A 23,747-nucleotide genomic window follows, 5' to 3' on the forward strand; every position below is an offset into this window, starting at 1 on the left:
GTCGTGGAGTTCCCCTCGCACCGCTGACCCCGCGGGCCGCGAGAGTCCGGCGAGCGCCGGCCGGGGCCGGGGGGGGGCGGGGCGGCGGGGCGGGGGGGGGGGGGGGGGGGGGGGGCGCCCCCCGCCCCCCCGGGGGGGGGGGGCGGGCGCCGGGGCTCGGGCCCCCCCCCCCCGCGGGGCCCCCCCGCCCCCCCCCCGGGGCGGGGGCCGCCCCCCCCGGCGGGGGGGGGGGGGGGCCGCCCGGGGGGGGGGGGCCCCCCCCCACGGCGGACTCACCTGATCTCGGGCGGCGAGATCCGCGACGCCTCGATCGCCGACTTGGTGGTGCCCCACTTCTTCAGGATGCGGTCGTAGGTCCCGTCCGCGACGAGGCCGTTGACCGCCGCCTGGAAGGCGGGCGCCAGCGGGGTGCCCTTCTTGAAGGCGAAACCGACGTCGAGCCGCTTGAACTCGTTGAGGAAGCGCAGCCCCTCCAACTGGGTGACGGCGTAGCGCAGCCCGTTGATCGTGGACATCAGGACGTCGCTGCGTCCCTGCTGGAGCGAGCTCCAGACGGCGGCCTGATCGGCGTACGTCCGGACCTCGTACGCCTTCTTGCCCGCCTCGCCGCACACGTGCCGGTTCTCCTCCAGGGTCGCCTCGAAGGTGGTCCCGGCGGCGGTGCCGACGGTCAGGCCGCAGAGCTGCGTGAGGTCGGTGACCTCCTTCAGATCGCTGTCGTCGCGGACGGCGAAACCCTGGCCGTCGTTGATGTAGGTCACGAAGTCGATCGTCTTCCGGCGCTCGTCGGTCACGCCGAAGTTGCCGGTCCCCACGTCGTACTTCCCGCTGCCGAGCGCCGGCAGGATCGCCTCGAAGGAGGCGACCTCGCGCTTCAGCTTCAGCCCGAGCGCCCGGGCCACCGCGTCGGCGAAGTCGATGTCCGCGCCCGCGAGCGTCTTTCCGTCCTCCTCGTAGAACGCCCCGGGCGGCGCGCCCACGCTGGACGCGAGGGTGAGGGTTCCCGAGGCGCGGACTCCCTCGGGCAGCAGCTTCGCCGCGGCGTCGTTCCTCTTCACCGCGGAGACCACGTCGGTCGTCGGCGTCTTCCCCCTGGCGGCGGACCCGGCCCCGGCCGGGGCGGTCGCCGGGTCCCCCGATCCGCAGGCGGTCAGCGTGAGCGCGGCGACGGTGATCAGTGCGAAGGCAGCGGTCTGCCGGGTTCGGGGCATGACGGAGTTTCTCCGGATTCGTCGACCGCGCTCCCGTGCGGAAGCGCACGGAGCGGCGGGGCGGGAGATCAGCGGTACGAGGGGAGGGCCGAGCGGTGTCGTGTACGCGAAGGAACGCTGCGGAAGGTGCTCAAGCGCCAAAAGGGCGCGAGCGGGTGGAGAGAGAAACGCAGGGAGGTCAGCTCAACAGGAGGAGGACCACACGCGACCGAAGTCGATGTGGGAGCGGGTGACCAGCCACTGCTGCGAATGCATGGCCCAAGTGGAACAGGCATCCGGTTGCACGTCAACCGAAGTGAGACGTACGGCTCACACTGTGGACACGCTTGACAACACAGGCCGGTTGGGGCTTTTCTCGGGAGCGGACCGGCGCTGAGGGGCCCGGTCCACGTTGTGTTCGCGCTGAAGGCACGCCCCGTGTTCGATCTCTGCATCCACGGAGCCTTCGCATGTCCGCGCAGACAGACAGCCCTTCCCCCGTCATCACCGCCCCGCCCCGCAAGGACGCCGGGGACCTGATCCCGCGCATCGTCCCCGTACGCCGAACAGGGCGCTGGACGGCGGCCGTTGCCGTCCTCCTGCTCCTGGCGGGGGCGCTGGTGTCCGTCGTGCGCAACGACGCCTTCCAATGGGACGTCGTGGGCGCCTACCTCACGACCGACTCCGTGCTGCGAGGACTCGGCCTGACGCTGTGGCTCACCGGCCTCGTCATGGTCCTGGGCTTCGCCCTCGGCACCCTCCTCGCGGTGTTCCGGCTCTCCGGCAACCCCGTGCTGATGGCGGTGGGCTGGGGATACATCTGGCTGTTCAGGTCCACGCCGATCCTCGTCCAGCTGCTCTTCTGGTTCAACATCGGCGCCCTCTACCCCCAGATCCTCGGCGTCCGGACGGTCGACCTCCTCAGCCCCGTCGTCGTCGCCGTCATCGGGCTGACGCTCCACGAGGCCGCGTACGCCGCCGAGGTGGTCCGCGGCGGCATCCTCTCCGTCGAGCGCGGACAGCTGGAGGCGGCCCAGTCGCTGGGCCTCGGGCCCTGGCGGCGGCTGCGGCGGATCGTGCTGCCGCAGGCGATGCGATCCATCGTCCCGCCGGCCGGGAACATGCTGATCGGGACGTTGAAGGGCACCTCGATCGTCAGCATCATCGCCGTCCAGGACCTGCTGTACTCGGTGCAGCTCGTCTACCACCGCACGTACGAGGTCATCCCGCTCCTGCTGGTCGCCACCCTCTGGTACGCGGCCGTGACCTCGCTCCTGTCCATCGGCCAGTACTACGTCGAACGCCACTACGCGCGCGGCACGGCGGGCCCCCGATGAGCGGCACACCCACCCTCGTCGTCATAGGCGCCGGACCCCGCGGCACCGGAGTCCTCGAACGCATCGCCGCCAACGCCGCCGAGCTGTACGACGGCCTCACCCTGGACATCCACCTCGTCGACCCCTACCCGCCGGGCGGCGGCCGGATCTGGCGGCAGGACCAGTCCCCGCTGCTCTGGATGAACTCCATGGCGGAGGACGTCACCATGTTCACCGACGAGACGGTCCCGCTGGACGGCCCGGTCCGCCCCGGGCCCGCCCTGCACACCTGGGCCGCGGACGTCCGCGAGGGGCGCGCCCGCGTCCTCGGCGACCCGGCGGTCCTGGAGGAGATCCACGGCCTCGGGGACCAGGACTTCCCGAGCCGGCGACTGCAGAGCGCCTACCTCCGCTGGGTGTACGAGCAGACCCTCGCCGCACTCCCGCCCGGCATCACCGTCCACGAACACACCGGTCACGCCCTGCGGGTCTCCGGACCCCGCGACGGCCGCCAGCGCGTCCTGATCGAGGGGCGCGCCGAACCGCTCGTCGCCGACCTCGTCGTCCTCACCGTCGGCCACCTCGACGCCGAACCGGACGCGGAGCAGAAGGAGCTCAGCGCCTTCGCCGCACGCCACGGACTGATCCACCTGCCGCCCGACTTCACCGCCGACACCGACCTGTCGGCGCTCCCGGCCGGCGAACCCGTCCTCGTCCGGGGCTTCGGGCTGGCCTTCGTCGACCTGATGGTGCTGCTCACGGAGGGACGCGGCGGGCGCCACGAGGGCGGGGTCTACATCCCCTCCGGCAGGGAGCCCGTCCTGTACGTCGGCTCGCGGCGCGGCGTCCCGTACCACTCGAAGATCGGATACACCTGGCAGGGCGAACGCCCGCCCCTGCCCCGCCACTTCGCGACCGACCGGGCCGAGGAGATCCTGAACCGCCCCGGCCCCGTGGACTTCCGGCGCGATCTGTGGCCGCTGGTCGCCAAGGAGCTGGGCCACGCCCACTACCACCGGCTCTTCACCGCCCACCCGGAGCGCACCGCGATCGACCGGGGTGACTTCGAGGAGAAGTACGCCGTCGCCGAGCCCGGCAGCCCGGAGCTCGCGGCACTCGTCGCCTCGGCCGTCCCCGACCCCGTGGACCGGCTCGACCTCGACGCCCTCGACCGCCCGCTCGACGGGGTGCGCCACGCCTCGTACGACTCCCTGCAGGAAGGGTTGCGCGCCCACATCACCGCCGACCTCGATCGACGGCACGACCCCCGCCACAGCCCCGACCTCGCCGTCTTCCTCGGACTGCTCTCCGTCTACGGGCAGTTGACCCGCTTCGGTGACATCGGGGAGCAGTGGCACGGCTTCTTCAGCCATCTCGCATCGGGCCCTCCCGGCCCCAGGCTGCGCCAGCTGCTCGCCCTCTCGCGGGCCGGAGTCGTCCGCTTCGCCGGAGCCGGGATGACCGTGGAGCCCGACGAGGCCGCGGGCGTCTTCCGGGCCCGCAGCACCACCGTCCCGGGCGCGTCCCTCGAAGCCCGCGCACTGGTCGAGGCCCGGCTGCCCGACCCCTCGCTGCGCAGGACGCGCAGCCCGCTGCTCACCGGACTGTACGAGGACGGCGCGGCCGGAACCGGGACGGGACTGCTCTCCGTCGACCCCGCCGACGGCCGTGTCCTGTACCGCGACGGCGACCCCCACCCGCGCCGCTTCGCGCTCGGCCCCTACACCACCGCGCGTTCCAGCGGTGCGTTCACCCGGCCCCGCACCGGCGGTCCTGCCTTCCGCCAGAACGACGCCACCGCGCGCACGGCGCTCGCGTTCCTGCGCGACCTCTCCTGTCGGGACCGCCTCACCGTCTGAGCACGGCACCCCGCACCGCACCCCCGTCGCAGAAGGACCCCACCATGTCGCTGACCAGCGATCCCCCCGTCCGCCCACCGGCCGACCCCGGCGCCCGCGAGGGGACGGCCGCCGACGCGTACGCCGCCCTGACCGTCGTCCCCGTACGCCATCCGTGGCGCTGGGCGGCCGTCGCCGCCACGGCGGTGCTGCTCGCCCAGTTCCTGAACGGCCTGATCACCAACCCCGGCTGGGAGTGGGACGTCTTCGCCCGGTTCGTCACCACCGAGACCATCCTGCGCGCCGTGTGGGTCACCCTCCAGCTGACCTTCTACGGCACGGTCATCGGCTTCGCGCTCGGCATCGTCCTGGCCTTCATGAGGCTGTCCGCCAGCCCGTTCCTCCGGGCGGTCGCGTACGCGTACATCTGGGCGTTCCGCTCGATCCCGCTCATCGTCCAGCTGCTGTTCTGGTTCAACCTGGCCTACCTCTACAAGGAGGTGGAGTTCGGCATCCCCTTCGGGCCCGGATTCGTCTCCTTCGACACGATGAACCTCGTCGGCGCGATGAGTGCCGCCGTTCTCGGGCTCGCCCTGCACCAGGCCGCGTACGCGGCGGAGATCGTGCGGGGCGGTGTGCTGGCCGTGGACAGCGGCCAGTCGGAGGCCGCGGCGGCTCTCGGGATCCCGCGGCTGCGGCAACTGCGGCGCATCGTGCTGCCGCAGGCCATGCGCTCCATCCTGCCGAACGCCGCCAACGAGATCATCTCCCTCTTCAAGGGCACCTCGATCGTCTCCGTGATGGCGATCGGTGAACTCTTCTACCAGGTCCAGGTCGTCTACGGACGCAACGGGCGGGTGGTGCCCCTGCTCATGGTCGCCACGGTCTGGTACATCCTCCTGACCACCGCGCTCTCCGTTCTCCAGCACTACGTCGAACGCCACTACGCCAAGGGAGCAGTGCGATGAGCGCAGCCACGGAAGAAGCCACCGGGACCGACGCCATGGTCGAGATCAGGGCCGTCCACAAGAGCTTCGGTCAGCTCGACGTGCTCCGCGGCGTCGACCTGTCCGTACGCGCGGGAGCGGTCACCGTGATCATCGGCCCCTCCGGGTCGGGGAAGTCCACCCTGCTGCGCACCATCAACCACCTGGAGAAGGTCGACCAGGGCTGGATCAGCGTCGACGGCACCCTGGTCGGCTACCGCAGGTCCGGCGACAAGCTGTACGAGCTGCGCGAGCGCGAGGTCCTGCGCCAGCGCACCGCGATCGGCTTCGTCTTCCAGAACTTCAACCTCTTCCCGCACCTCACCGTCCTCGAGAACGTCATCGAGGCCCCGATCGCCGCGCTCGGCCGCCCCCGCAAGGCCGCCGTCGCCGCGGCCGGGAAGCTGCTCGCACGGGTCGGGCTCGCGGACAAGGCCGGGGCCTACCCCAAGCAGCTCTCCGGCGGCCAGCAGCAGCGCGTCGCGATCGCCCGCGCCCTCGCCCTGGAACCGAAACTGCTGCTCTTCGACGAGCCGACGTCGGCCCTCGACCCCGAGCTGGTCGGGGAGGTCCTCGACGTCATCAAGGACCTGGCCCGAGGGGGCACCACGATGATCGTCGTCACGCACGAGATCGGCTTCGCCCGTGAAGTCGCCGACACCGTCGTCTTCATGGACGAGGGACGGATCGTCGAGCAGGGCCCGCCCGCCGACGTACTCGACCACCCGGTCCAGGAGCGCACCCGCGCCTTTCTTTCCAAGGTCCTCTGAGCATGTCCCCGCGATCAAGGAGCAGTCACGTGCCCGTCCGCCGCACCCTCACCGCCGCCCTCGTCACCCTCACCGCCGCGGGGCTGCTCACCGCGTGCGGCACCAGCGACGCCACCGAGGACGTGATCCGTCCCGAGGGCCGCAAGGACACCGGGATCAACATCGGCCCCGACCAGAACAGGATCAGGGGCGAGAAGGTGGCGGAGATCGCCGCCGAGGTGCCGGCCGCGATCCGCGAACGCGGCACGCTCCGGTTCGGTGCGAGCGCCGACGCCTCACCACCACTCGGCTTCTACGCGACCGACGACAAGACCCGGATCGGCAGCGAGATCGACCTCGCGACCCTCATCGCGGACACCCTCGGTCTGAAGCCCGAGTTCGAGGAGGTCTCCTGGGAAAACCTCTTCGTCGGCCTGGACAGCTCGAAGTTCGACGGGGTCCTGTCCAACGTCACGGTGACCGAGGAGCGCAAGGAGAAGTACGACTTCGCGACCTACCGGCTCGACAACATCGCCTTCGAGGCCAAGAAGGGCTCCGGCTGGAAGGTGAAGGGCCCGGCGGACGTCGCGGGCAGGACGGTGTCGGTCGCCTCCGGCACCAACCAGGAGAAGATCCTCGTCGACTGGAGCGAGGAGAACGTCGAGGCCGGACGCGAACCGGTGGAGATCAAGTACTTCCAGAAGGACACCGACTACTACCTGGCCCTCCAGTCGGGCCGCATCGACGCCTACCTGGGCCCGAGCCCCTCCGCCAACTACCACGTCGCGTCGGCCGGGCAGTCCGAGATCATCGGCACGCTCTCCGGCGGCGGTGACGGTGTCCAGGGCAAGATCGCCGCCACCACCAAGAAGGGCAGCGGCCTGGTCGAGGCGTACGGCGCCGCGATCGACCACATCATCCAGGACGGCTCGTACGCCGAGGTGCTGAAGCGCTGGGGGCTGACCAACGAGGCCGTCGAGAAGTCCGAGATCAACCCGCCCGGCCTCCCCAAGACCGAGAACTGACCCGAGAGGTCCGCATGTCCCCCACCAGGCCACTCCACCTCGCCGCCGAGATCGGCGGCCCGCCGCGCTACGACGCCGGCTCCCACGTCGCTCTTGCACGCCTCGCCGAGGGAGGGGCGCTCGACTACGTCACGTTGAACGACTCTTTCGCGCGACCCGGCCCAGACGCGCTCGCCGTACTGGCCCGTGTCGCCCCGGCCACCACCCGGATCGGCCTCGTGCCGACCGTCACCACCACCCACACCGAGCCCTTCCACGTCTCCTCCGCCGTCGCCACCCTCGACTGGGTCAGCAAGGGCCGGGCCGGATGGCAGGCCGACGTGTCGAGCACCGAGGCCGAGGCCCGGCTGTTCGGCCGGCGCCCGGCCGCACCCGCCGCCGCGCTGTGGCGGGAGGCGGGAGAGGCAGCCGACGCCGGAGCGCGGCTGTGGGACAGCTGGGAGGACGACGCGGAGATCCGGGACGCCGCCACCGGCCGCTTCATCGACCGCGACAAGCTGCACTACGTCGACTTCGAAGGCAGCACCTTCTCCGTCCGGGGCCCCGCCATCGTGCCCCGGCCCCCGCAGGGCCGGCCCGTCACCGTCATCGACGGCACGAGCGGTCCCGCCCGCGAGCCGGCCGCCCGGCACGCCGATGTCGTCCACGTACGCGCCACGTCCCCCGAGCACGCGGCCTCGCTCGCCGACGACCTGCGCCGCCGGGCCGCCGCCCACGGCCGGGACCCCGACAGCCTGCGGGTCCTGGTCGCCCTGACCGTCGACCTCGGTGACGCCGAGACCGCCCCGGAACCCGGGCTGGAGAGCGGCCCGCAGCTCGCCGGCCGGGGGACCTACTTCCGGGGCGGGCCCGTGGACCTCGCCGAACTCGTCATCCAGTGGCACCGGGGCGGGGCCGTGGACGGTTTCCACCTCACCCCCATCACACCGGAGCGTGACCTCGAACGGATCGTCAACGGCACCGTGGCCCTGCTCCAGCACCGCAGCCTGTTCCGGACCTTCTACCCGGGCGGCACGCTCCGCGAGCACCTCGGCCTCGGCCGGCCGGCCAACCGCTACGCGCTCGCAGACACCTCAGGGGACCGGTCATGAAACAGATGCACCTCGCCGCCCACTTCCCGGGCGTCAACAGCACCACCGTGTGGACCGACCCCCGCTCGCGGAGCCAGATCGACTTCACCTCCTTCGAGCACCTGGCCAGGACCGCCGAGCGCGGCAAGTTCGACTTCTTCTTCCTCGCGGAAGGGCTGCGGCTGCGCGAGCACAACGGCCGCATCCACGACCTGGACGTGGTGGGCCGCCCCGAGTCCCTCACCCTCCTGAACGCGCTCGCCGCCGTCACCGACCGGCTCGGGCTCGCCGCCACGGTCAACGCCACCTTCAACGAGCCCTACGAACTCGCCCGCCGTCTCGCCACACTCGACCACCTCAGCGCGGGCCGGGCCGCATGGAACGTGGTGACCTCGTCGGACGCCTTCACCGGCGAGAACTTCCGCCGCGGCGGCTATCTCGACAGGGCAGACCGCTACACCCGGGCCGCGGAATTCGTCGCCACCGCCCGCGAGCTCTGGGACTCCTGGACGCCGGACGGCGCATCACGGCCCTTCGCGCACTCCGGGCGGCACTTCGAGATCTCGGGGGAGTTCGGCGTCCCGCGATCGCCCCAGGGGCACCCCGTCGTCATCCAGGCCGGGGACTCCGACGAGGGCAGAGAATTCGCCGCGTCGGCCGCCGACGTCATCTTCACCCGGCACGGCACGCTGGAAGCGGGCCGTACCTTCTACGCCGACGTCAAGGCGCGCCTGGAGAAGTACGGCAGACGGCCCGCAGACCTGAAGATCATGCCCGGGGTCACGGTCGTCGTCGGTGACACGGACGCGGATGCCCAGGAGAAGGCCGCCGGGATCCGCCGGCAACAGGTCTCCCCGCAGAACGCCGTCCTCGCTCTCGAACAGGTCTGGGGCCGCGACCTCTCCTCCTACGACCCCGACGGGCCGCTGCCCGACGTCGACCCGGACCCCGGATCGGACCTGGTCCAGGGCCGGGTGCGGGTCGCCGACCCGCTCGCCGTGGCCGCGAAGTGGCGGGCTCTCTCGGAGGCCAAGGGGCTGTCCATCCGCCAGACGGTCATCGAGTCCACGGCCCGGCAGTCCTTCATCGGCTCCCCGGCGACGGTCGCGGCCGAACTGGAGACGTTCGTCGACACGGAGGCCGCCGACGGCTTCATTCTGGTACCGCATCTCACCCCGGGCGGCCTCGACGACTTCGTCGACCGGGTCGTCCCGCTCCTCCAGGAGCACGGAGCCTTCCGCTCCGAATACGCCGGTTCCACGCTGAGGTCGCACCTCGGCCTGGCCGAGCCGGTGTGGAAAGGTTGACCGCATGAGCACGGACGCACAGCAGGACAGCGAGGAGTTCCACGCCTGGCAGCGCTGGCACGAGGGACGCATCGTCGCCGTGGCCGCGCCGCACGGCCCGCTCTCCCTCACCGGCACCCACTGGCTCGCCGACCACCCGGAGGGTCGAATTCCGGCCGTGCCGGGCCTGTGGCGCGAGGAGGGCGGGGAGGTGGTGCTCACCGCCGGCCCCGAGGACGGGCTGACCGTCGACGCGAAGCCGCTGGACGGCGAGGTCCGCCTCGGCGCCGACCGGGGCCCCGTCGACACGTCCCGGGTGGCCCAGGGAGAGCGCCGGTTGGTCGTGCTGAGCCGCGAAGGCCTGTGGGCGGTACGGGACTTCGACCCCCGGTCCCCGGCCCGGCACGCCTTCAGGACCATCGACGCCACCCCGTACGACCCGCGCTGGACGCTGGAGGGGACCTTCCGGCCGTACGAGAGCGACCGGAACATCCGTGTCGCCAACGCCGACGGCCGCGAGCGCGGCCTGGGACTCGGCGGCGAGATCGCCTTCACCGTGGACGGAGCCGAGCACACGCTCCAGGTGGCGGTCGAGCCCGACGGCTCGCTCTGGGCCGTCTTCGCCGACGCCACCAGCGGGGACAGCAGCTACCGCTTCCGCTTCCTGCGGCCCGAGGCGCCGGACGCCGAGGGCAGGGTCCGGGTCGACTTCAACCGCGCGCTGCTGCCCCCGTGCGCGTTCGCCGACCACTTCATCTGTCCCTTCCCGCCGCCCGGGAACACCCTGACGGTGGCCGTCCCGGCGGGGGAGCGGAACCGGATCGACGGCTGACCCGCGCCACCCCGGACGCGCCTTCCGGAGAGCGGCGATCCGGCCACCGCTCCCTCGGGACCGGGACGCGCGGCACCGGCCCCGGCAGCCCCACCAGCATCAGGGCTGTCGGGGCCGTGCCCCGCGCCGTCCCCACCCGGCTGAAACGCGCCCTTGTGCGGCCGGTTGACGGCCCGAATACTCCCGAGCAGCGCTCGTCGGAACCACGACGCATCCGGAACGGGAGCACCCTCCGGTGAGCGGCGTGTCCCCGACCGCGCCTCACGGGTCCGGCCACCCCACAGGCGGGCCCCCGATTCCCCTCGGGAGGAACGAAAAGTGAGGATCAAGCGCACCAGCCCCCGCAACGGTGGCACGGCGAGACGTAGCCGTGTCACAGCCGTCACCGCAGGACTCGTGGCCGTCGCGGCCCTCGCCGTCCCCGCGGCCAACGCCGATCAGGCCGCGACGTTCAGCGCGGACCAGCTCAGCGCGGCGGGAGAGGCCGTGCTCGAGGCCGACATCGCCGGCACCGCCTGGAACGTCGACCCCGCGACCGGGCGGCTCCTGGTCACGGTGGACAGCACCGTCTCCCAGGCCGAGATCGACGAGATCAAGCAGTCCGCAGGAGCCGCCGCGGGCGCCCTGCGCATCGAGCGGACCTCCGGAAAGTTCAGCAAGCTCATCTCCGGCGGCGACGCGATCTACGCCTCCAGCTGGCGCTGCTCCCTCGGCTTCAACGTCCGCAGCGGCAGCACCTACTACTTCCTGACCGCCGGTCACTGCACCGACGGGGCCGGCACCTGGTGGTCCGACTCGGCCCGCAGCACGGTGCTCGGCACCACCACGGGTTCCAGCTTCCCGACCAACGACTACGGCATCGTCCGCTACACCAACACCTCGGTCACCAAGTCCGGCACCGTCGGCAGCCAGGACATCACCAGCGCGGCCAACGCCACCGTCGGCATGTCCGTCACCCGTAGGGGCTCCACCACCGGCACCCACAGCGGCTCCGTCACCGGCCTCAACGCCACCGTCAACTACGGCGGCGGGGACATCGTCTACGGCATGATCCGCACCAACGTGTGCGCCGAGCCCGGCGACTCCGGCGGCCCGCTCTACTCCGGCACCCGGGCGATCGGCCTCACCTCGGGCGGCAGCGGCAACTGCACCACCGGCGGGACGACCTTCTTCCAGCCGGTCACCGAAGCGCTGAGCGCGTACGGCGTCAGCGTGTTCTGACCCGGACGGACACCGCCGCACTCCCGTGAGCCCCCGCCGATCCCCGGCGGGGGCTCCCGTTCGGGCCGCAGCTCTTGAGACAATGCCAGGACGGTCGGTCGCAGAGGAATCACGGGGGCGGACGCTGCGCCGGTCCGGAGGGACGCCCTCCGGGACCCCCGTCGACACCAGGGGGTCCCAGGTCCGTGAAACGCATCGGAGTGACCGGTCACCGTTCCATCCCCCGTGAAGCACGGGCCTATGTGCTGGAAGGGCTGCGGGCGGCCCTGTGCGGCCACGAGGGCTCCCTCGAGGCGCTCTCCAGCCTGGCGGTCGGCGCCGACCAGCTCTTCGCCGACCTCGCGCTGGCCCACGGAGCCGAGCTGACGGTGGTCATCCCCAGCGGCGACTACGAGGCGGGCTTCGACGAGACGGAGCTGGTCCGCTACCGGAAGCTCAAGGCCCGCGCGGCCCGCGAGGTCCTGCTGGACTTCCCGCACTCCACCGACGAGGCGTACTACGCGGCGGGCACCTACATCGCCGACCACTGCGACCGGCTGATCGCGGTGTGGGACGGCCGTCCCGCACGGGGACTCGGCGGCACGGGCGACATCGTGACCTACGCCCGCAGCGTCGGACGGCCGGTCACCGTCATCTGGCTCGACGGAGTGGAGCGCTGATCCCGGACACTCACATCCGGTGCCTGACCAGCCAGTCCGTGTGCTCCGGCGAGACGATCCGCTCGGTCTCGAAGACGGCCGCGGACCACTGGCGCTCGGTCAGGGTGGTCTCCATCGCGGCCTGCATGTTCTCCAGGTCGTCCTCGACCAGGGAGTGGGCGGTCACCAGGGGGTGGTGACGGCGCATCTCGTTCCACGCGAGGCACGCGGCGGCTGCGGCGGAGAGCGTGCCCGTCAGCCCGAACGAACCCGCGCTGCCGAAGGTCTGCAGCACGGCGAGGACGAGCGCGGGGAGCGTCAGCGCGGCGATGGTGCTCGACCACACGAGCGCCCCACGCCGCGACACGAGCCTGCGCCTGCGGTACCAGCGCCGCTGCTCGATCAGCCGGTCCCGGATGTACGTCTCCTTGCGTACGGTGAAGGCCTTGTCCCGCAGCTCACGCATGGACGCGGTGATGAGACCGCCGCCCGAGTCCGCCATGTTCTCCCTGGGGTCGTCCCACCCCACCTTCCGTAACTCCTGGAGCCCTTCCTCCAGCCGGCTGGCGAACACCGCCTCCGGGTGCTGGGTGCCGGTGTCGAAGGGGGAACCGTGCACGGCGTAGCGCCAGCAGTTGGACTTGATGAACTCCGCTGCGGAGCGGTTGAGTTGCCAATGCGACTTTGCTTTGCGCCGGGAGGCCAGGTAGGTCGTGATCAGGACACCGAGATACGCCAACACCGCGATACCATCGAGGAGTTGTACGTCGGCACCGACGGTGACGTGCCACGGCAGGGCGGCGGGCACGGTGCCCAGGACGAGCAGGGCGAGCTGTCCCCGGGTGGTGTTGACCGCCTCACGTTGACGTGCGACGGCGACGGCGTCCGTGTGGTGGAAGAGTGCGGGCAGATCAGCGCTCCTGAAGACCATGCTCTGCAGAGGTCCTGGAATCGCCGTCATGGTCACTCCTGTATTCGATGTGGTGGTCACCCGGCCCCCGGATGAAAGGGTTCCCGTCCATTTGGAGTAGTCCTGGAAATCGCCCGGGTTACGGCTGTACGAGCTGAGTTGCACACCGGGGCCATGAGAGTAAAGTCGTGCCGCCGGACACTGCAATGGTGCAGGTGCCGGTGCTGTTTCCGTGTCCGGAACGAGCCCATCAAGGACGGCCGTGAAGACCTACGAATCCACCCCGAACTTCGCTGTCGCGAAGAGCCGTGTGCCGCTTGCGAAGATCGAAGCATCCGGCAGTGCTGCAGCCAGGAAGATGGGCAGGGTGCTCGCGACCTCAGGCGGTCGCCTCACCCAGATCTCCACATTCAACTCGTCGCTGTAAGCGCGGCGCGGGCCCTCGGTGCCGTACAGTTCATAAGAATTGCACCCTTTCGGTCGGCTACGGTGGTCATCTGCCGTATTCATGGCACGGCTGGACTAGAGTGGTGGAATGACAGGCCCCGCGGTCCCGTTCCGCGAAATCATTCTGAAGGTTCACAGCAGGTGTGACCTCGCCTGCGATCATTGCTATGTCTACGAACATGCGGATCAGAGCTGGAGAACCCGGCCGAAGACGGTTTCTGATCACGTCATCTCCAAGACGGCACAGCGCCTCGCTGAGCACGCAAAGACACACGCACTGCCCTCCGTGTCAGTGATCCTGCACGGAGGGGAGCCTCTGCTGGCGGGCCCCGCCCGGCTGCGGCGCGTCTGCGAGGAGTTCGGGTCGGCCCTGTCGGGCGTGGCCGAGCTCGACCTTCGGATCCACACCAACGGCCTGCAGCTCAGCCCTCGTTATCTGGACCTCTTCGACGAGTTCGACGTCAAGGTGGGTATCTCCCTGGACGGCGACCGTGAGGCCAACGACCGGCACCGGCGCTTCGCCGACGGACGCAGCAGCCACCCTCTGGTGCTCAAGGCGGTCGAACTGCTCAAGCAGGACCGCTACCGCCACCTCAACCTCGGTCTCCTGTGCACCGTCGACATCGAGAACGACCCGCACGCGGTGCTCGACGCCCTGGTCGCGCTCGACCCCCCGCTGATCGACTTCCTCCTCCCGCACGCCACCTGGGACGAGCCCCCGCCCCGCCCCGACGGATCGCCCACGGCCTACGCCGAGTGGCTCCTCGCGGTCTTCGACCGCTGGCAACAGGAAGGCAGCCCGGTGCCGGTGCGTCTGTTCTCCTCCCTGCTCTCCACGCTGGGCGGAGGCCCCAGTCTCACGGAGTCCCTGGGGCTGGCCCCCACCGATCTGGTCGTCGTCGAGACGGACGGCCAGCTGGAGCAGGTCGACTCGCTCAAGAGCGCCTACGAGGGGGCGGCGGCCACGGGCTTCGACGTGTTCTCCCACTCCTTCGACGACGTCGCCGCCCACCCTGGAGTTCAGGCCCGGCAGCTCGGCCTGGCGGGCGTCAGTGAGACGTGCCGCCGCTGCCCCGTCGTACGCTCGTGCGGGGGTGGGCTCTACACGCACCGGTACAGCTCGGCGGACGACTTCGACAACCCGTCCGTCTACTGTGCGGACCTCGAGGCGCTGGTGCGGGGTGTCGAAGCGCGCACGAGCGCGGCCACCGTGTCGCCGGCGCTGACCCACCGGCACGAACTCGTCGCCGAGCAGCACGATCTGACCCGCACGCTCCTCGCCGCGCTCCACGAGACGCTGGACGGCCGGGGCGGCGCGCGGTGGGACGAGGCGTGGGAAACCGCGGGCGATCTGGAGGTCACCACCGAGGGCGCTGCGGGGCTCGACCGTGTCCTGGCGCACCCGTACACACGCACATGGCTGCTGGACGTCCTGGAGGGGCTCCACGCCGAACGCCCCGAGGCCGTCGGACAGGCCCTGCGGCTGCCCTCGTACGTCGCGGCGGCGACGGTCCGTGCCGGGGCAGGCCCGGAGGTTGCGGCCGACTACCGCGACGGCAGGCTGTTCCTCCCCACTCTGGGCGAGCTGCGCATCGGAGCTCCCGGCGAGGCGGGCAGGGTCCGGGTGAGGGCCACGGGCGAGGGGTTCACGGTCCGGCGGGAGAGCGGCCCCGAGAGCCTGATCGTCCTGAGCGGGGAGGGCGGCCCCCACTGGCACCCGGTGCGGCACTTCGCCCTGGGGGATACACCTGGGTTCGCTGTGGACGACCTGGATCCCTACCGGGACTGCTTCGAGGCACCCGCCGCCCCGAGGCTCCGCCCGGCCGAGGCGGAGTCCTGGACCGCGGCCCTCGGCCGGGCCTGGGAACTGCTGGAGCAGGCGGCTCCCGAGCAGGCGGCGGATGCCGTGGGGCGGCTGACCACGCTGACCCCCCTCCTCGACGGCCGCAACACCGGGAGGCCGCACGGCTACGGCTCCGTCGGTCTGGCGGTGGCGGTGCGCGACAGCGAGGAACTCGCCCTCGCGCTGCTGCGGGGTCTGCGCCGCACCAGGCTGCGGGCCCTGCTGGACATCACCGATCTCTACGCACTCGACGGTGCCTGGGAATACCGGCTTCCCTGGGACCGGAATACAGAGGTCCCCTTTTCCGGGCTGCTGGCCCTCACGTATGAACGTGTGGGCCTCGCCTTCCTGGATCCCGCATTCATGGCAGGTGTCCCGGAGGCACTCGACATGATGGACGCGGCCGCCGAGCCGACCGTCGGAGGAAAGCGGCTGCTCGGATCGCTGAGAGATGAAGCGAGAGGTGTACATGGGACAAGTGGGATGAACACCCGCGCGAATCTCGTGGATCAAGAACCTGTTCGATGAATCCTGGGTATGGATGACTGAAAAGCGGCGTTGATTGACCGAACGCCATGGGGGTGGAGCACAGTCCGCTCCGGAATGATGAATTCGCTCGCACCCCCTCCACAGTCCTGGGATGCGGGTGCTCACACAGGACGGGGGTCGTGTGCACGCATGACGCAACAGCGAGCGGACCATCGGCCGTACTTTTTTCTGAGCTACGCACACACACCGGGGTACGGCGGTGGATCGGACCCAGATATGTGGGTCGAAAGGCTTTTCCAAGATCTCTGCGGTCACGTGATGGCCATGACCAATCTGCCCGCAGGCGCGGCGGCCGGATTCATGGACCGGGAGATACGCTCCGGCGAGGGGTGGTCCGAGCGTCTCGGCAGTGTGCTGGCCAGCTGCCGGGTCTTCGTACCCCTGTTCTCGCCGCGTTACTTCGCGAGCGAGATGTGCGGCAAGGAGTGGTACGCCTTCGAACAGCGGGCGATCCACCACCGGGCCCGGTCCAACCAGCCGGCCGAGGCGATCGTGCCCGCACTCTGGGTTCCGGTACCACCGAGTCAACTCCCTGGTCCTGCCGAGCGGTTACAGTTCAATCACCGCGATTTCGGAGACCGTTACGTCAGTGACGGGCTCTACGGGCTGATCAAACTCAGGCTGTTCGCGCAGGAATACGAGCGGGCCGTCTACGAACTGGCCAAGCGCATCGTCAACGTCGCCGACACCGTGCGGCTCGACTCCGGCAGGCCTTTCGACTACCGCCTCGTCCCCAGCGCCTTCGGCCCTCCGGACAGCGGGGCAGGCGCACCGAGGCCCATGCGGATCACCATCGCCGCCCCCACCCGTCACGACCTGCCGGAGGGCCGCAACCCGGAGTACTACGGGGACAATCCGCAGGAATGGAATCCCTACCACCCTGCCGCCGCCCGTCCACTGGCCTACGTCGCCGAGGAACTGGTGCGTTCCCTCAACTACCAGGCGGTCATCGCCTCGTTCGACGAAGGCCCCGGGCAGCCGGAGAGCAAGCACTCTCCCACCACCCCGGAGATACTCGTCGTCGACCGTTGGGCCCTGGAGGACGAGGACCGCAGGCGCAGGCTCGCCGCCTTCGACGCGGAGAACCGCCCCTGGGTGACCATGGTCGTGCCGTGGTGCCGTGAGGACCATCAGAGCAGATCCGCCGAGGCTGCCCTGATCGAGAAGCTCGAACAGACGATGCCGGTCAAGATGCGGCAGGGACGAGCCTTCTGCCGTGTCGCCGCCAAGGGGGTGCCCAGCATGGAGGCGTTCGGTCAGATCCTGCCCCAAGTGGTCGAAGTGGCCGCTCAGCAGTATCTGAGACATGCCACGGCCTATCCGCCGGCCGGTGGACGGCACAGCGAACGGACGCGACTGATGGGCCCCATGGGCAGTACCCAGTTCATACCCGACATGCACGACCCTGCGACGGATGCGGAGGACGTATGACAGCCGGTCGTGACGGGCGCATCGTCACTTTCTACTCGTACAAGGGTGGTACGGGCCGCACCATGGCCCTGGCCAACACCGCCTGGATCCTCGCAGCCAACGGCAAACGCGTGCTGGCCGTCGACTGGGACCTGGAAGCCCCCGGACTCCACCGGTTCTTCCATCCCTTCCTCGACCCCTCGACGCTCGGGGCCACCACCGGTGTGATCGACCTGATCACCGAATACGCCTGGGCCGCCACCAACCCCGCCCAGCGGCCCGACGACTGGCACCGCGACTACGCCCGCATCCAGCCCCACGCGGTCTCGCTCACCCCGGAGGCGCTCGGCTGGGAGTTCCCACGCGGCGGCACCCTCGACTTCGTCTCGGCGGGCCGGCAGAACCGCGAGTACTCCGCGACCGTCTCCACCTTCGACTGGGACAACTTCTACGACCGGCTCGGCGGCGGCCACTTCTTCGACGCCCTGCGCGACGACATGAAGGCCAACTACGACTACGTCCTCATCGACAGCCGGACAGGCCTCAGCGACATCGCCGACATCTGCACCGTCCACCTGCCGGACGTGCTCGTCGACTGCTTCACCCTCAGCGACCAGTCCATCGACGGTGCGGCCTCCGTCGCCCGGCAGATCGCCGAGCGCTACACGGGCCGGCCCATCTCCATCTTCCCCGTCCCGATGCGTATCGACGAGGGCGAGAAGGAGAAGGCCGACGCGGGCCGTGCCCTGGCGAGGCTCAAGTTCGACCGGCTGCCCCGTGATCTCTCGGGGGACGAACTCACCGCCTACTGGGGCGCGGTGGAGATCCCCTACCGCCCGTACTACGCGTACGAGGAGACCCTCGCCACCTTCGGTGACGAGGCAGGGCTCAGCAACTCCCTCCTGTCCGCCTTCGAACGCCTCACCGCTGTCGTCACGCAGCAGGAGATCACCTCCATGCCCCAGGTGGGCGAGGAGGTGCGGCTGCGCATCCGCGACGCGTTCACCCGGCGCAGGCCCGCCCTCCCGGCCGATCTCTTCCTCAGCTATGTGGCGGAGAACCGCATGTGGGCCGACTGGATCGAATCGGTCCTGACCCGCGCGGGCTTCCGGGTGGTCCCGCGTGACGTCTCCGCCGACCACGGCGCCGCGGACGCCACACAGGCCGTGGCCGAGACCGCGGCCCGGACCGTCGTGCTGCTCTCCAGCGCCTACCTCAAGTCCCAGCGGGCAGTGGACCTGTGGGAGCGTTCGGTCTCCGAGGACCCGGGTGGAGGCAGGCGCCAGCTGCTGCCGCTGAGGGTCAGTGACGTCCGCCTCTCCGCGCCGTACATCGACCGCAACCCGGTCGACCTGTTCCGGCTCGACGAGGTGCACGCCACCACCGCCCTGATGCGCGCACTGGACCGGCCGGTGCAGCTCGGTGACGGGGTCTCGCCCGGGCCCCGGTTCCCCGGCACCGTGCCGAGGATCTGGAACGCCCCGCCGCGCAACCCCGGCTTCACCGGCCGCTCCCTGGTGCTGGAGCGGATGCGCGACCAGCTCGGCGGAGGAATGGCCGTCGTGCTGCCGCAGCCGCAGACCCTGTACGGCCTGGGGGGAGTGGGCAAGACCCAGGTGGCCCTGGAGTACGTCCACCGGTTCATGGCCGACTACGACCTGGTGTGGTGGATATCCTCCGAACAGATCGACGACGTGGTGGCCAGCCTCGCCGAACTCGCCGTACGGCTCGGCGCCCAGGGCGGAGACGACATGGGAGCCGCCTCGCAGGAGGCGGTGGACCTGCTGCGCCGGGGCGTGCCCTCGGAACGCTGGCTGCTGGTGTTCGACAACGCCGACGATCCCGAACGCCTCCGGCGCTACTTCCCCCAGGGCGGCTCGGGTCACATCCTCGTGACGTCCCGGAACCAGACATGGTCCCAGCACGGTGACGCGCTCCCGGTCGACGTCTTCCTGCGGGAGGAGTCGATCGAGCACCTTCAGCGCCGGGCGCCGGGGCTGAGCATCGAGGACGCGTCCCAGGTGGCCACCGCTGTCGGTGACCTCCCCCTCGCGGTCGAGCAGGCGGCGGCCTGGATCGCGGAGACCGCCACCCCCATCGACACCTATCTGGAGCAGCTCGCCCAGCAGGCCCCGCAGGTCCTGGCCCTGAACCAGCCCGCCGGTTATCCGCAGCCCGTCGCGGCGACGTGGAACATCTCCATCGAACGTCTCAAGGAGCGCTCGCCCGCCGCGGTGCGGCTGCTCCAGCTCTGCGCGTTCTTCGCGCCCGAGCCGATCTCCGCGAACCTCCTCTACAGCAAGGAGATGATCGAGGCTCTCAAGCCCTACGACGCGTCGCTCCAGGAGAAGCTGGTCCTGGGCCGCGTCATCCGGGAGATCGGCCGGTTCGCCCTCGCCAAGGTCGACCAGGTCTCGAACTCCATCCAGGTGCACCGCCTGGTGCAGGCCGTGATCAGGGCCCAGCTCAGCGACGAGGAGCAGCGCGAGGCCAGGCACGTCGTCCACCGCATCCTGGCGGGGGCACGGCCCGACGACGACGAGCCGATCGACAACCCCGAGACGTGGCCGCGTTTCGCCGCGATCTGGCCGCACCTCGGCCCGTCCGACGCGCGCAACTGCAAGGAGCCGGAAACCCGGAGGCTGCTGATCGACCGGGTGCGCTACCTGTGGAAGCGCGGTGACGTCAGGACGGCCGGCCGGCTCGGGGACGAGCTCCGCGAGGTGTGGAGCGAGATGCTGGGGGAGCGGGATCTGCAGTACCTGTACCTCTGCTTCCACCTCTCCAACATCCTGCGTACCCGTGGCCGGTACGTCGAAGCGAAGGAGCTCGACGAGTTCACGCTCAGCCGGCAGCGGGAGGTGCTCGGGCCGGAGCACCCTCACACCTACATGACCACCAGCAGCCTGGCCATCGACCTCGGGTTGCTCGGCGACTACGGCAAGGCCATCGAGCTGGCGACCGCCGCGCACGAGGGGTTCAGCCAGATCTTCCACGACAGGCACCCCCGGACGCTGGCCGCGGCAAACAACCTGGCGCTCAACCTGCGCAGCGTCGGGCAGTACGCCCGTGCCAGGGAGATCGACCAGGACGTCTACGACCTGCGGTCCGAGGTCCTGGGCCCCGAGCACCCGTACAGCCTGTCCTCAGCTCTCAACCTGGCTCGTGACCTGCGCGAGGTCGGACGGTACGAGGACTCCGTCGGTCTGCTCAGCCGTACGTACGACAGCTACAAGGCCACTCTCGGCCGGACCTACCCCACCACCCTGACCGCCGCCAAGAGCCTGGCGGTGTCCCTGCGCAGGGCGGGACAGCTGGAGGACGCACGGAGGCTGACCGTGGCGACCCGGGCCAGGTACCGGGCCAAGTACACCTCGGCCAACCCGGAATCGCTCGCCTGCGACCTCAACATGGCGGCGGACCTGTTCGCCGCGGGGGAGGCCGTGGAGGCCAGGGACGCCGCGCAGGAGGTGGTCGACCAGTACATGAAGGTGCCGGGGGAGAAGCACCCGTACACGCTGGCGGCCCAGAACAACCTCGGTGTCTATCTCTCGGGGGCAGGCGCGCCCATGGAGGCGGAGACGCTGCTGACGCGCGTGGTCGCCTCTATGCGTGAGGTGTTCGGGCGCGAGCACCCGAACACGCTGTTCTCCGTGATGAATCTGGCGAACGCCACGGCGGACCGGGGCGAGTTCGACATAGTGCTGGAGACGGAGCGGAGCGTGGCAGGCCAGCTCAGGGAGGTGCTCGGTGCGCACCATCCGGAGACGCTGGCCATGACCTCGAACCTGGCGGTCACGCTCGACGCGATGGGACGCAAGGACGAGGCCCTGCGTCTGAGGGCGGAGACCGGCGACGAGCTCGCCCGGCAGCTCGGGGACGAACACCCGCTGACCCGGATAGCGCGGGACGAGCGGAGGTTCCGGCGCGAGCTGGAACCGATGTCTGTGTGAGAAGACGGGGGCTCCGGGCCCGGCAGGCCCGGAGCCCTCGTCTCAGCAGACCGCTGCTTCCCGTTCGTCGAGCAGCCAGTTGAGTATGTCGGGAAGCACGGACAGCGCGGCGAAGTGCGCTGCGGCCGGTTCCAGTACGGCCGTGGAGCCCGGGATCTGTCCGGCCAGCCAGCGGGAGTGCCCGACAGGGGAGAACACGTCCTGCACGCCGTGCCACAGCATCACCGGGCACCTGATGTCGGCGGGGTCGAACCCCCATGGCGTGGAGAACGCGATCGCGTCGTCGATCCAGCCGTACGCCGATGTGCGCAACCCCTCGCGGAAGTTGTCGAGGAGCATGGTGCGGATGCCGGCGTCGTTGACCACGCTCCGGTCGGATTCGGTCAGTTCCCGGCGCAGGTCGTCCAGGAGCTGGACCGGGTTCTGCCGGATCGCGGCCGAGCGGATGATGAAGGACTCCGCCAGCCCGTCCGGGTCCGCGGCGGCCCTGGAGTAGGCGAGCACGTTCGAGGCGGCCATCCCCTCGAACCAGTCGAGGCCCTCGGCGTCCCGGGGGGCCAGACTCACCAACGCGGCGGCACGGGTGACACGCTCGGGCATCAGTGCCGCGCAGGCCAGGGCGTGCGGGGCGCCGCCGGAGCGGCCGACCACGGCGAAGCGCTCCAGTCCGAGCGAGTCCGCGATGGTCCGTACGTCCTCGGCGACGTCCATCACGCGGCGTCCCGGCAGCCGGTCCGAGCCGCCGTAACCCGGCCGGTCGTAGGCGATCAACTGCATGTTGCGCTGGTAGAGGACCATCCCGCGGGGGGCAGGGCCCAGCCGGCTGCCCGGCATGCCGTGGAGGAGGAACACCGGTCTGCCTCGTGGGTCCCCCTGACGTACGACCGTCAGCTGCCGTCCGTCCGCCACGCGAACCCGATTCAGCACGCCGCCCCCTCCGCTCGGTCACCAAGTGCCCGGTGAGTACTGCCTGTTCGATGATGACCTATCCCGGGGGATACCGGCACTCCTTGTCGGAATCGGCCGGTGGTGACGGGGACGTTCGGTGACGTTCGGGGGGCGCACCCCGGTGTTCGACTTCAGGATCGCTCTGCACAGCATGCGGACCGGAAGAGTGATTACAGGACAGGACTGGTCCTCACCCGCGGGCAGCGCCCTGTCGCACGCGGTGTTCGCGAACGGAACCGACGTGGTGCGACACGCGGCTTGTGAACGCGACGCGGGTGAACGGTCGCCGTCGTGTGCGCGTCCTGAAGTCGACCTTGTGTGCTACCGGTCGCGTCGGAATAGTGGGCGCCCCATCCTCCGTGTACCGGGCACCCCACATGTCCGCGCACGGCCCCACAGGAGGTCGAAGTTGAAGCACCGACGCATATCCAGGAAGCGCGTGACGATGGCCGGATCGGCCGTCCTCGCCCTGGTCGCAGCAGGAGTGACGTTCCAGACTGCGAACGCCAGTGAAGACGTACCCCAGTTCACCGTGCGGACCCTCGACGCCCACTCGGCCGGAAGTCTCGCAGCCACCCTGGACAAGGCGCTGGGCGGCGACACGGCGGGCTCGTACTACGACGCCGAGGCCAAGAACCTCGTCGTGAACGTCGTCGACCAGGCAGCGGCCGAGCAGGTCCGTCAGGCGGGCGGCAAGGCCAGACTCGTGAAGCACACGCTCGCCCAGCTGACGGACGCCCGGAAGACCCTCGCCGACAAGGCGACCGTTCCCGGCACCGCCTGGGCGGTGGACCCGGTCAGCAACAAGGTGGTTGTCACGGCCGACCGTACGGTCGAGGGCGCGGACTGGGACAAGCTCAGCAAGGTGGTCGAAGGGCTCGGCTCCAAGGCCGAGCTCACCAGGTCCGCAGGGGAGTTCAAGCCCCTGATCGCGGGAGGCGACGCCATCTGGGGCGGCGGGGGACGCTGCTCGCTGGGCTTCAACGTCGTCAAGGACGGCGAGCCGTACTTCCTGACCGCGGGTCACTGCACGGAGTCGATCACCAGCTGGTCCGACTCGCAGGGCGGCTCCGAGATCGGTGCCAACGAAGGCTCCAGCTTCCCCGACAACGACTACGGTCTCGTGAAGTACACCTCCGGCACGGCGCACCCCAGCGAGGTGAACCTCTACGACGGCTCCACCCAGGCGATCACGCAGGCGGGCGAGGCTACGGTCGGGATGTCGGTGACGCGCAGCGGCTCCACCACCCAGGTCCACGACGGGGAGGTCACCGCACTGGACGCCACGGTCAACTACGGCAACGGCGACATCGTCAACGGTCTCATCCAGACGACGGTCTGCGCCGAGCCGGGCGACAGCGGCGGTTCGCTGTTCTCGGGCGACACCGCGATCGGCCTCACCTCGGGCGGCAGCGGCGACTGCTCCTCGGGCGGCGAGACGTTCTTCCAGCCGGTGCCGGAGGCGTTGGCGGCATACGGCGCCGAGATCGGCTGACGTCCGCTCACTGCTCCCGCTCGCGTTGCCCGTACGAGTGA

18 protein-coding genes are annotated in these 23,747 nt (G+C 70.4%); 15 read left to right on the forward strand and 3 right to left on the reverse strand.

The features are described from left to right. Positions 1 to 272 precede the first annotated feature (272 nt). On the reverse strand, positions 273 to 1,211 hold the full coding sequence (locus tag ACFYQ6_RS24405) for an ABC transporter substrate-binding protein (protein WP_361586624.1): 939 nt from the start codon (positions 1,209 to 1,211) through the stop codon (positions 273 to 275). A gap of 449 nt (positions 1,212 to 1,660) precedes the next feature. On the opposite strand from ACFYQ6_RS24405, the gene ACFYQ6_RS24410 reads away from it, so the two are divergent. The 10 genes from ACFYQ6_RS24410 to ACFYQ6_RS24455 all read left to right on the forward strand — a co-directional run bounded on the left by ACFYQ6_RS24410 (position 1,661) and on the right by ACFYQ6_RS24455 (position 12,172). Further along, positions 1,661 to 2,527 carry an amino acid ABC transporter permease gene (locus ACFYQ6_RS24410; RefSeq protein WP_361586622.1) on the forward strand — a complete coding sequence of 289 codons (867 nt, stop codon included), beginning with the start codon at positions 1,661 to 1,663 and terminating at the stop codon, positions 2,525 to 2,527. Further along, positions 2,524 to 4,365, forward strand: a complete 1,842-nt coding sequence (locus tag ACFYQ6_RS24415; RefSeq protein WP_388764909.1) for an FAD/NAD(P)-binding protein — start codon at positions 2,524 to 2,526, stop codon at positions 4,363 to 4,365. Before ACFYQ6_RS24410 ends, ACFYQ6_RS24415 begins: the two co-directional genes overlap by 4 nt. Before the next feature lie 44 nt (positions 4,366 to 4,409). Continuing rightward, the gene (locus ACFYQ6_RS24420) at positions 4,410 to 5,312 is read left to right on the forward strand and encodes an amino acid ABC transporter permease (protein ID WP_361586616.1); all 903 of its coding nucleotides are present in this window, start codon (positions 4,410 to 4,412) and stop codon (positions 5,310 to 5,312) included. Positions 5,313 to 5,347: 35 nt separating this feature from the next. Continuing rightward, positions 5,348 to 6,100, forward strand: a complete 753-nt coding sequence (locus ACFYQ6_RS24425; protein ID WP_361586630.1) for an amino acid ABC transporter ATP-binding protein — start codon at positions 5,348 to 5,350, stop codon at positions 6,098 to 6,100. A 29-nt stretch (positions 6,101 to 6,129) separates the two neighbouring features. Next, positions 6,130 to 7,104, forward strand: a complete 975-nt coding sequence (locus ACFYQ6_RS24430) for an ABC transporter substrate-binding protein (protein WP_361586613.1) — start codon at positions 6,130 to 6,132, stop codon at positions 7,102 to 7,104. A 14-nt stretch (positions 7,105 to 7,118) separates the two neighbouring features. Continuing rightward, positions 7,119 to 8,195 (forward strand): LLM class flavin-dependent oxidoreductase, encoded by a 1,077-nt coding sequence (locus ACFYQ6_RS24435; protein ID WP_361586610.1) that lies wholly within the window; start codon positions 7,119 to 7,121, stop codon positions 8,193 to 8,195. After that, the gene (locus ACFYQ6_RS24440) at positions 8,192 to 9,481 is read left to right on the forward strand and encodes an NtaA/DmoA family FMN-dependent monooxygenase (RefSeq protein ID WP_388764912.1); all 1,290 of its coding nucleotides are present in this window, start codon (positions 8,192 to 8,194) and stop codon (positions 9,479 to 9,481) included. The genes ACFYQ6_RS24435 and ACFYQ6_RS24440 overlap by 4 nt, the downstream gene beginning before the upstream one ends. Positions 9,482 to 9,485: 4 nt before the next feature. Continuing rightward, positions 9,486 to 10,292 carry a DUF1684 domain-containing protein gene (locus ACFYQ6_RS24445; RefSeq protein WP_361586607.1) on the forward strand — a complete coding sequence of 269 codons (807 nt, stop codon included), beginning with the start codon at positions 9,486 to 9,488 and terminating at the stop codon, positions 10,290 to 10,292. Positions 10,293 to 10,610: 318 nt separating this feature from the next. Further along, positions 10,611 to 11,513 (forward strand): S1 family peptidase, encoded by a 903-nt coding sequence (locus ACFYQ6_RS24450; RefSeq protein WP_361586604.1) that lies wholly within the window; start codon positions 10,611 to 10,613, stop codon positions 11,511 to 11,513. Between the two features lie 185 nt (positions 11,514 to 11,698). Beyond that, entirely contained in the window at positions 11,699 to 12,172 is a 474-nt protein-coding gene (locus ACFYQ6_RS24455) for a hypothetical protein (RefSeq protein ID WP_388764914.1), read from the forward strand. A 10-nt stretch (positions 12,173 to 12,182) separates the two neighbouring features. On the opposite strand, the gene ACFYQ6_RS24460 is transcribed toward ACFYQ6_RS24455, so the two are convergent. Then, the gene (locus tag ACFYQ6_RS24460) at positions 12,183 to 13,112 is read right to left on the reverse strand and encodes a DUF4231 domain-containing protein (RefSeq protein ID WP_361586598.1); all 930 of its coding nucleotides are present in this window, start codon (positions 13,110 to 13,112) and stop codon (positions 12,183 to 12,185) included. A gap of 211 nt (positions 13,113 to 13,323) precedes the next feature. Between ACFYQ6_RS24460 and fxsA the strand changes: the two genes are divergently transcribed. From fxsA to fxsT, 4 genes are all read left to right on the forward strand, one after another. Continuing rightward, on the forward strand, positions 13,324 to 13,488 hold the full coding sequence (fxsA, locus tag ACFYQ6_RS24465; protein WP_361586595.1) for an FxSxx-COOH cyclophane-containing RiPP peptide: 165 nt from the start codon (positions 13,324 to 13,326) through the stop codon (positions 13,486 to 13,488). 108 nt (positions 13,489 to 13,596) lie between these two features. Continuing rightward, positions 13,597 to 15,879: a radical SAM/SPASM protein FxsBH, inactivated beta-hydroxylase extension form gene (gene fxsBH, locus ACFYQ6_RS24470; RefSeq protein WP_388764917.1), complete on the forward strand. Its 2,283-nt coding sequence runs from the start codon at positions 13,597 to 13,599 to the stop codon at positions 15,877 to 15,879. 150 nt (positions 15,880 to 16,029) lie between these two features. Continuing rightward, positions 16,030 to 17,331 (forward strand): FxsC protein, encoded by a 1,302-nt coding sequence (fsxC, locus tag ACFYQ6_RS24475; RefSeq protein WP_361586590.1) that lies wholly within the window; start codon positions 16,030 to 16,032, stop codon positions 17,329 to 17,331. Next, entirely contained in the window at positions 17,328 to 21,263 is a 3,936-nt protein-coding gene (gene fxsT, locus ACFYQ6_RS24480; protein WP_361586587.1) for an FxSxx-COOH system tetratricopeptide repeat protein, read from the forward strand. The genes fsxC and fxsT overlap by 4 nt, the downstream gene beginning before the upstream one ends. Positions 21,264 to 21,305: 42 nt before the next feature. On the opposite strand, the gene ACFYQ6_RS24485 is transcribed toward fxsT, so the two are convergent. Continuing rightward, complete coding sequence (locus tag ACFYQ6_RS24485; RefSeq protein ID WP_361586584.1) at positions 21,306 to 22,190, reverse strand: alpha/beta fold hydrolase; 885 nt, start codon at positions 22,188 to 22,190, stop codon at positions 21,306 to 21,308. Positions 22,191 to 22,527: 337 nt separating this feature from the next. On the opposite strand from ACFYQ6_RS24485, the gene ACFYQ6_RS24490 reads away from it, so the two are divergent. Continuing rightward, positions 22,528 to 23,706, forward strand: coding sequence for a S1 family peptidase (locus ACFYQ6_RS24490; RefSeq protein ID WP_361586582.1), 1,179 nt, complete (start codon positions 22,528 to 22,530; stop codon positions 23,704 to 23,706). Positions 23,707 to 23,747 lie beyond the last annotated feature (41 nt).

It is taken from the genome of Streptomyces sp. NPDC005494 (assembly GCF_042872025.1).
GTDB lineage: Bacteria > Actinomycetota > Actinomycetes > Streptomycetales > Streptomycetaceae > Streptomyces.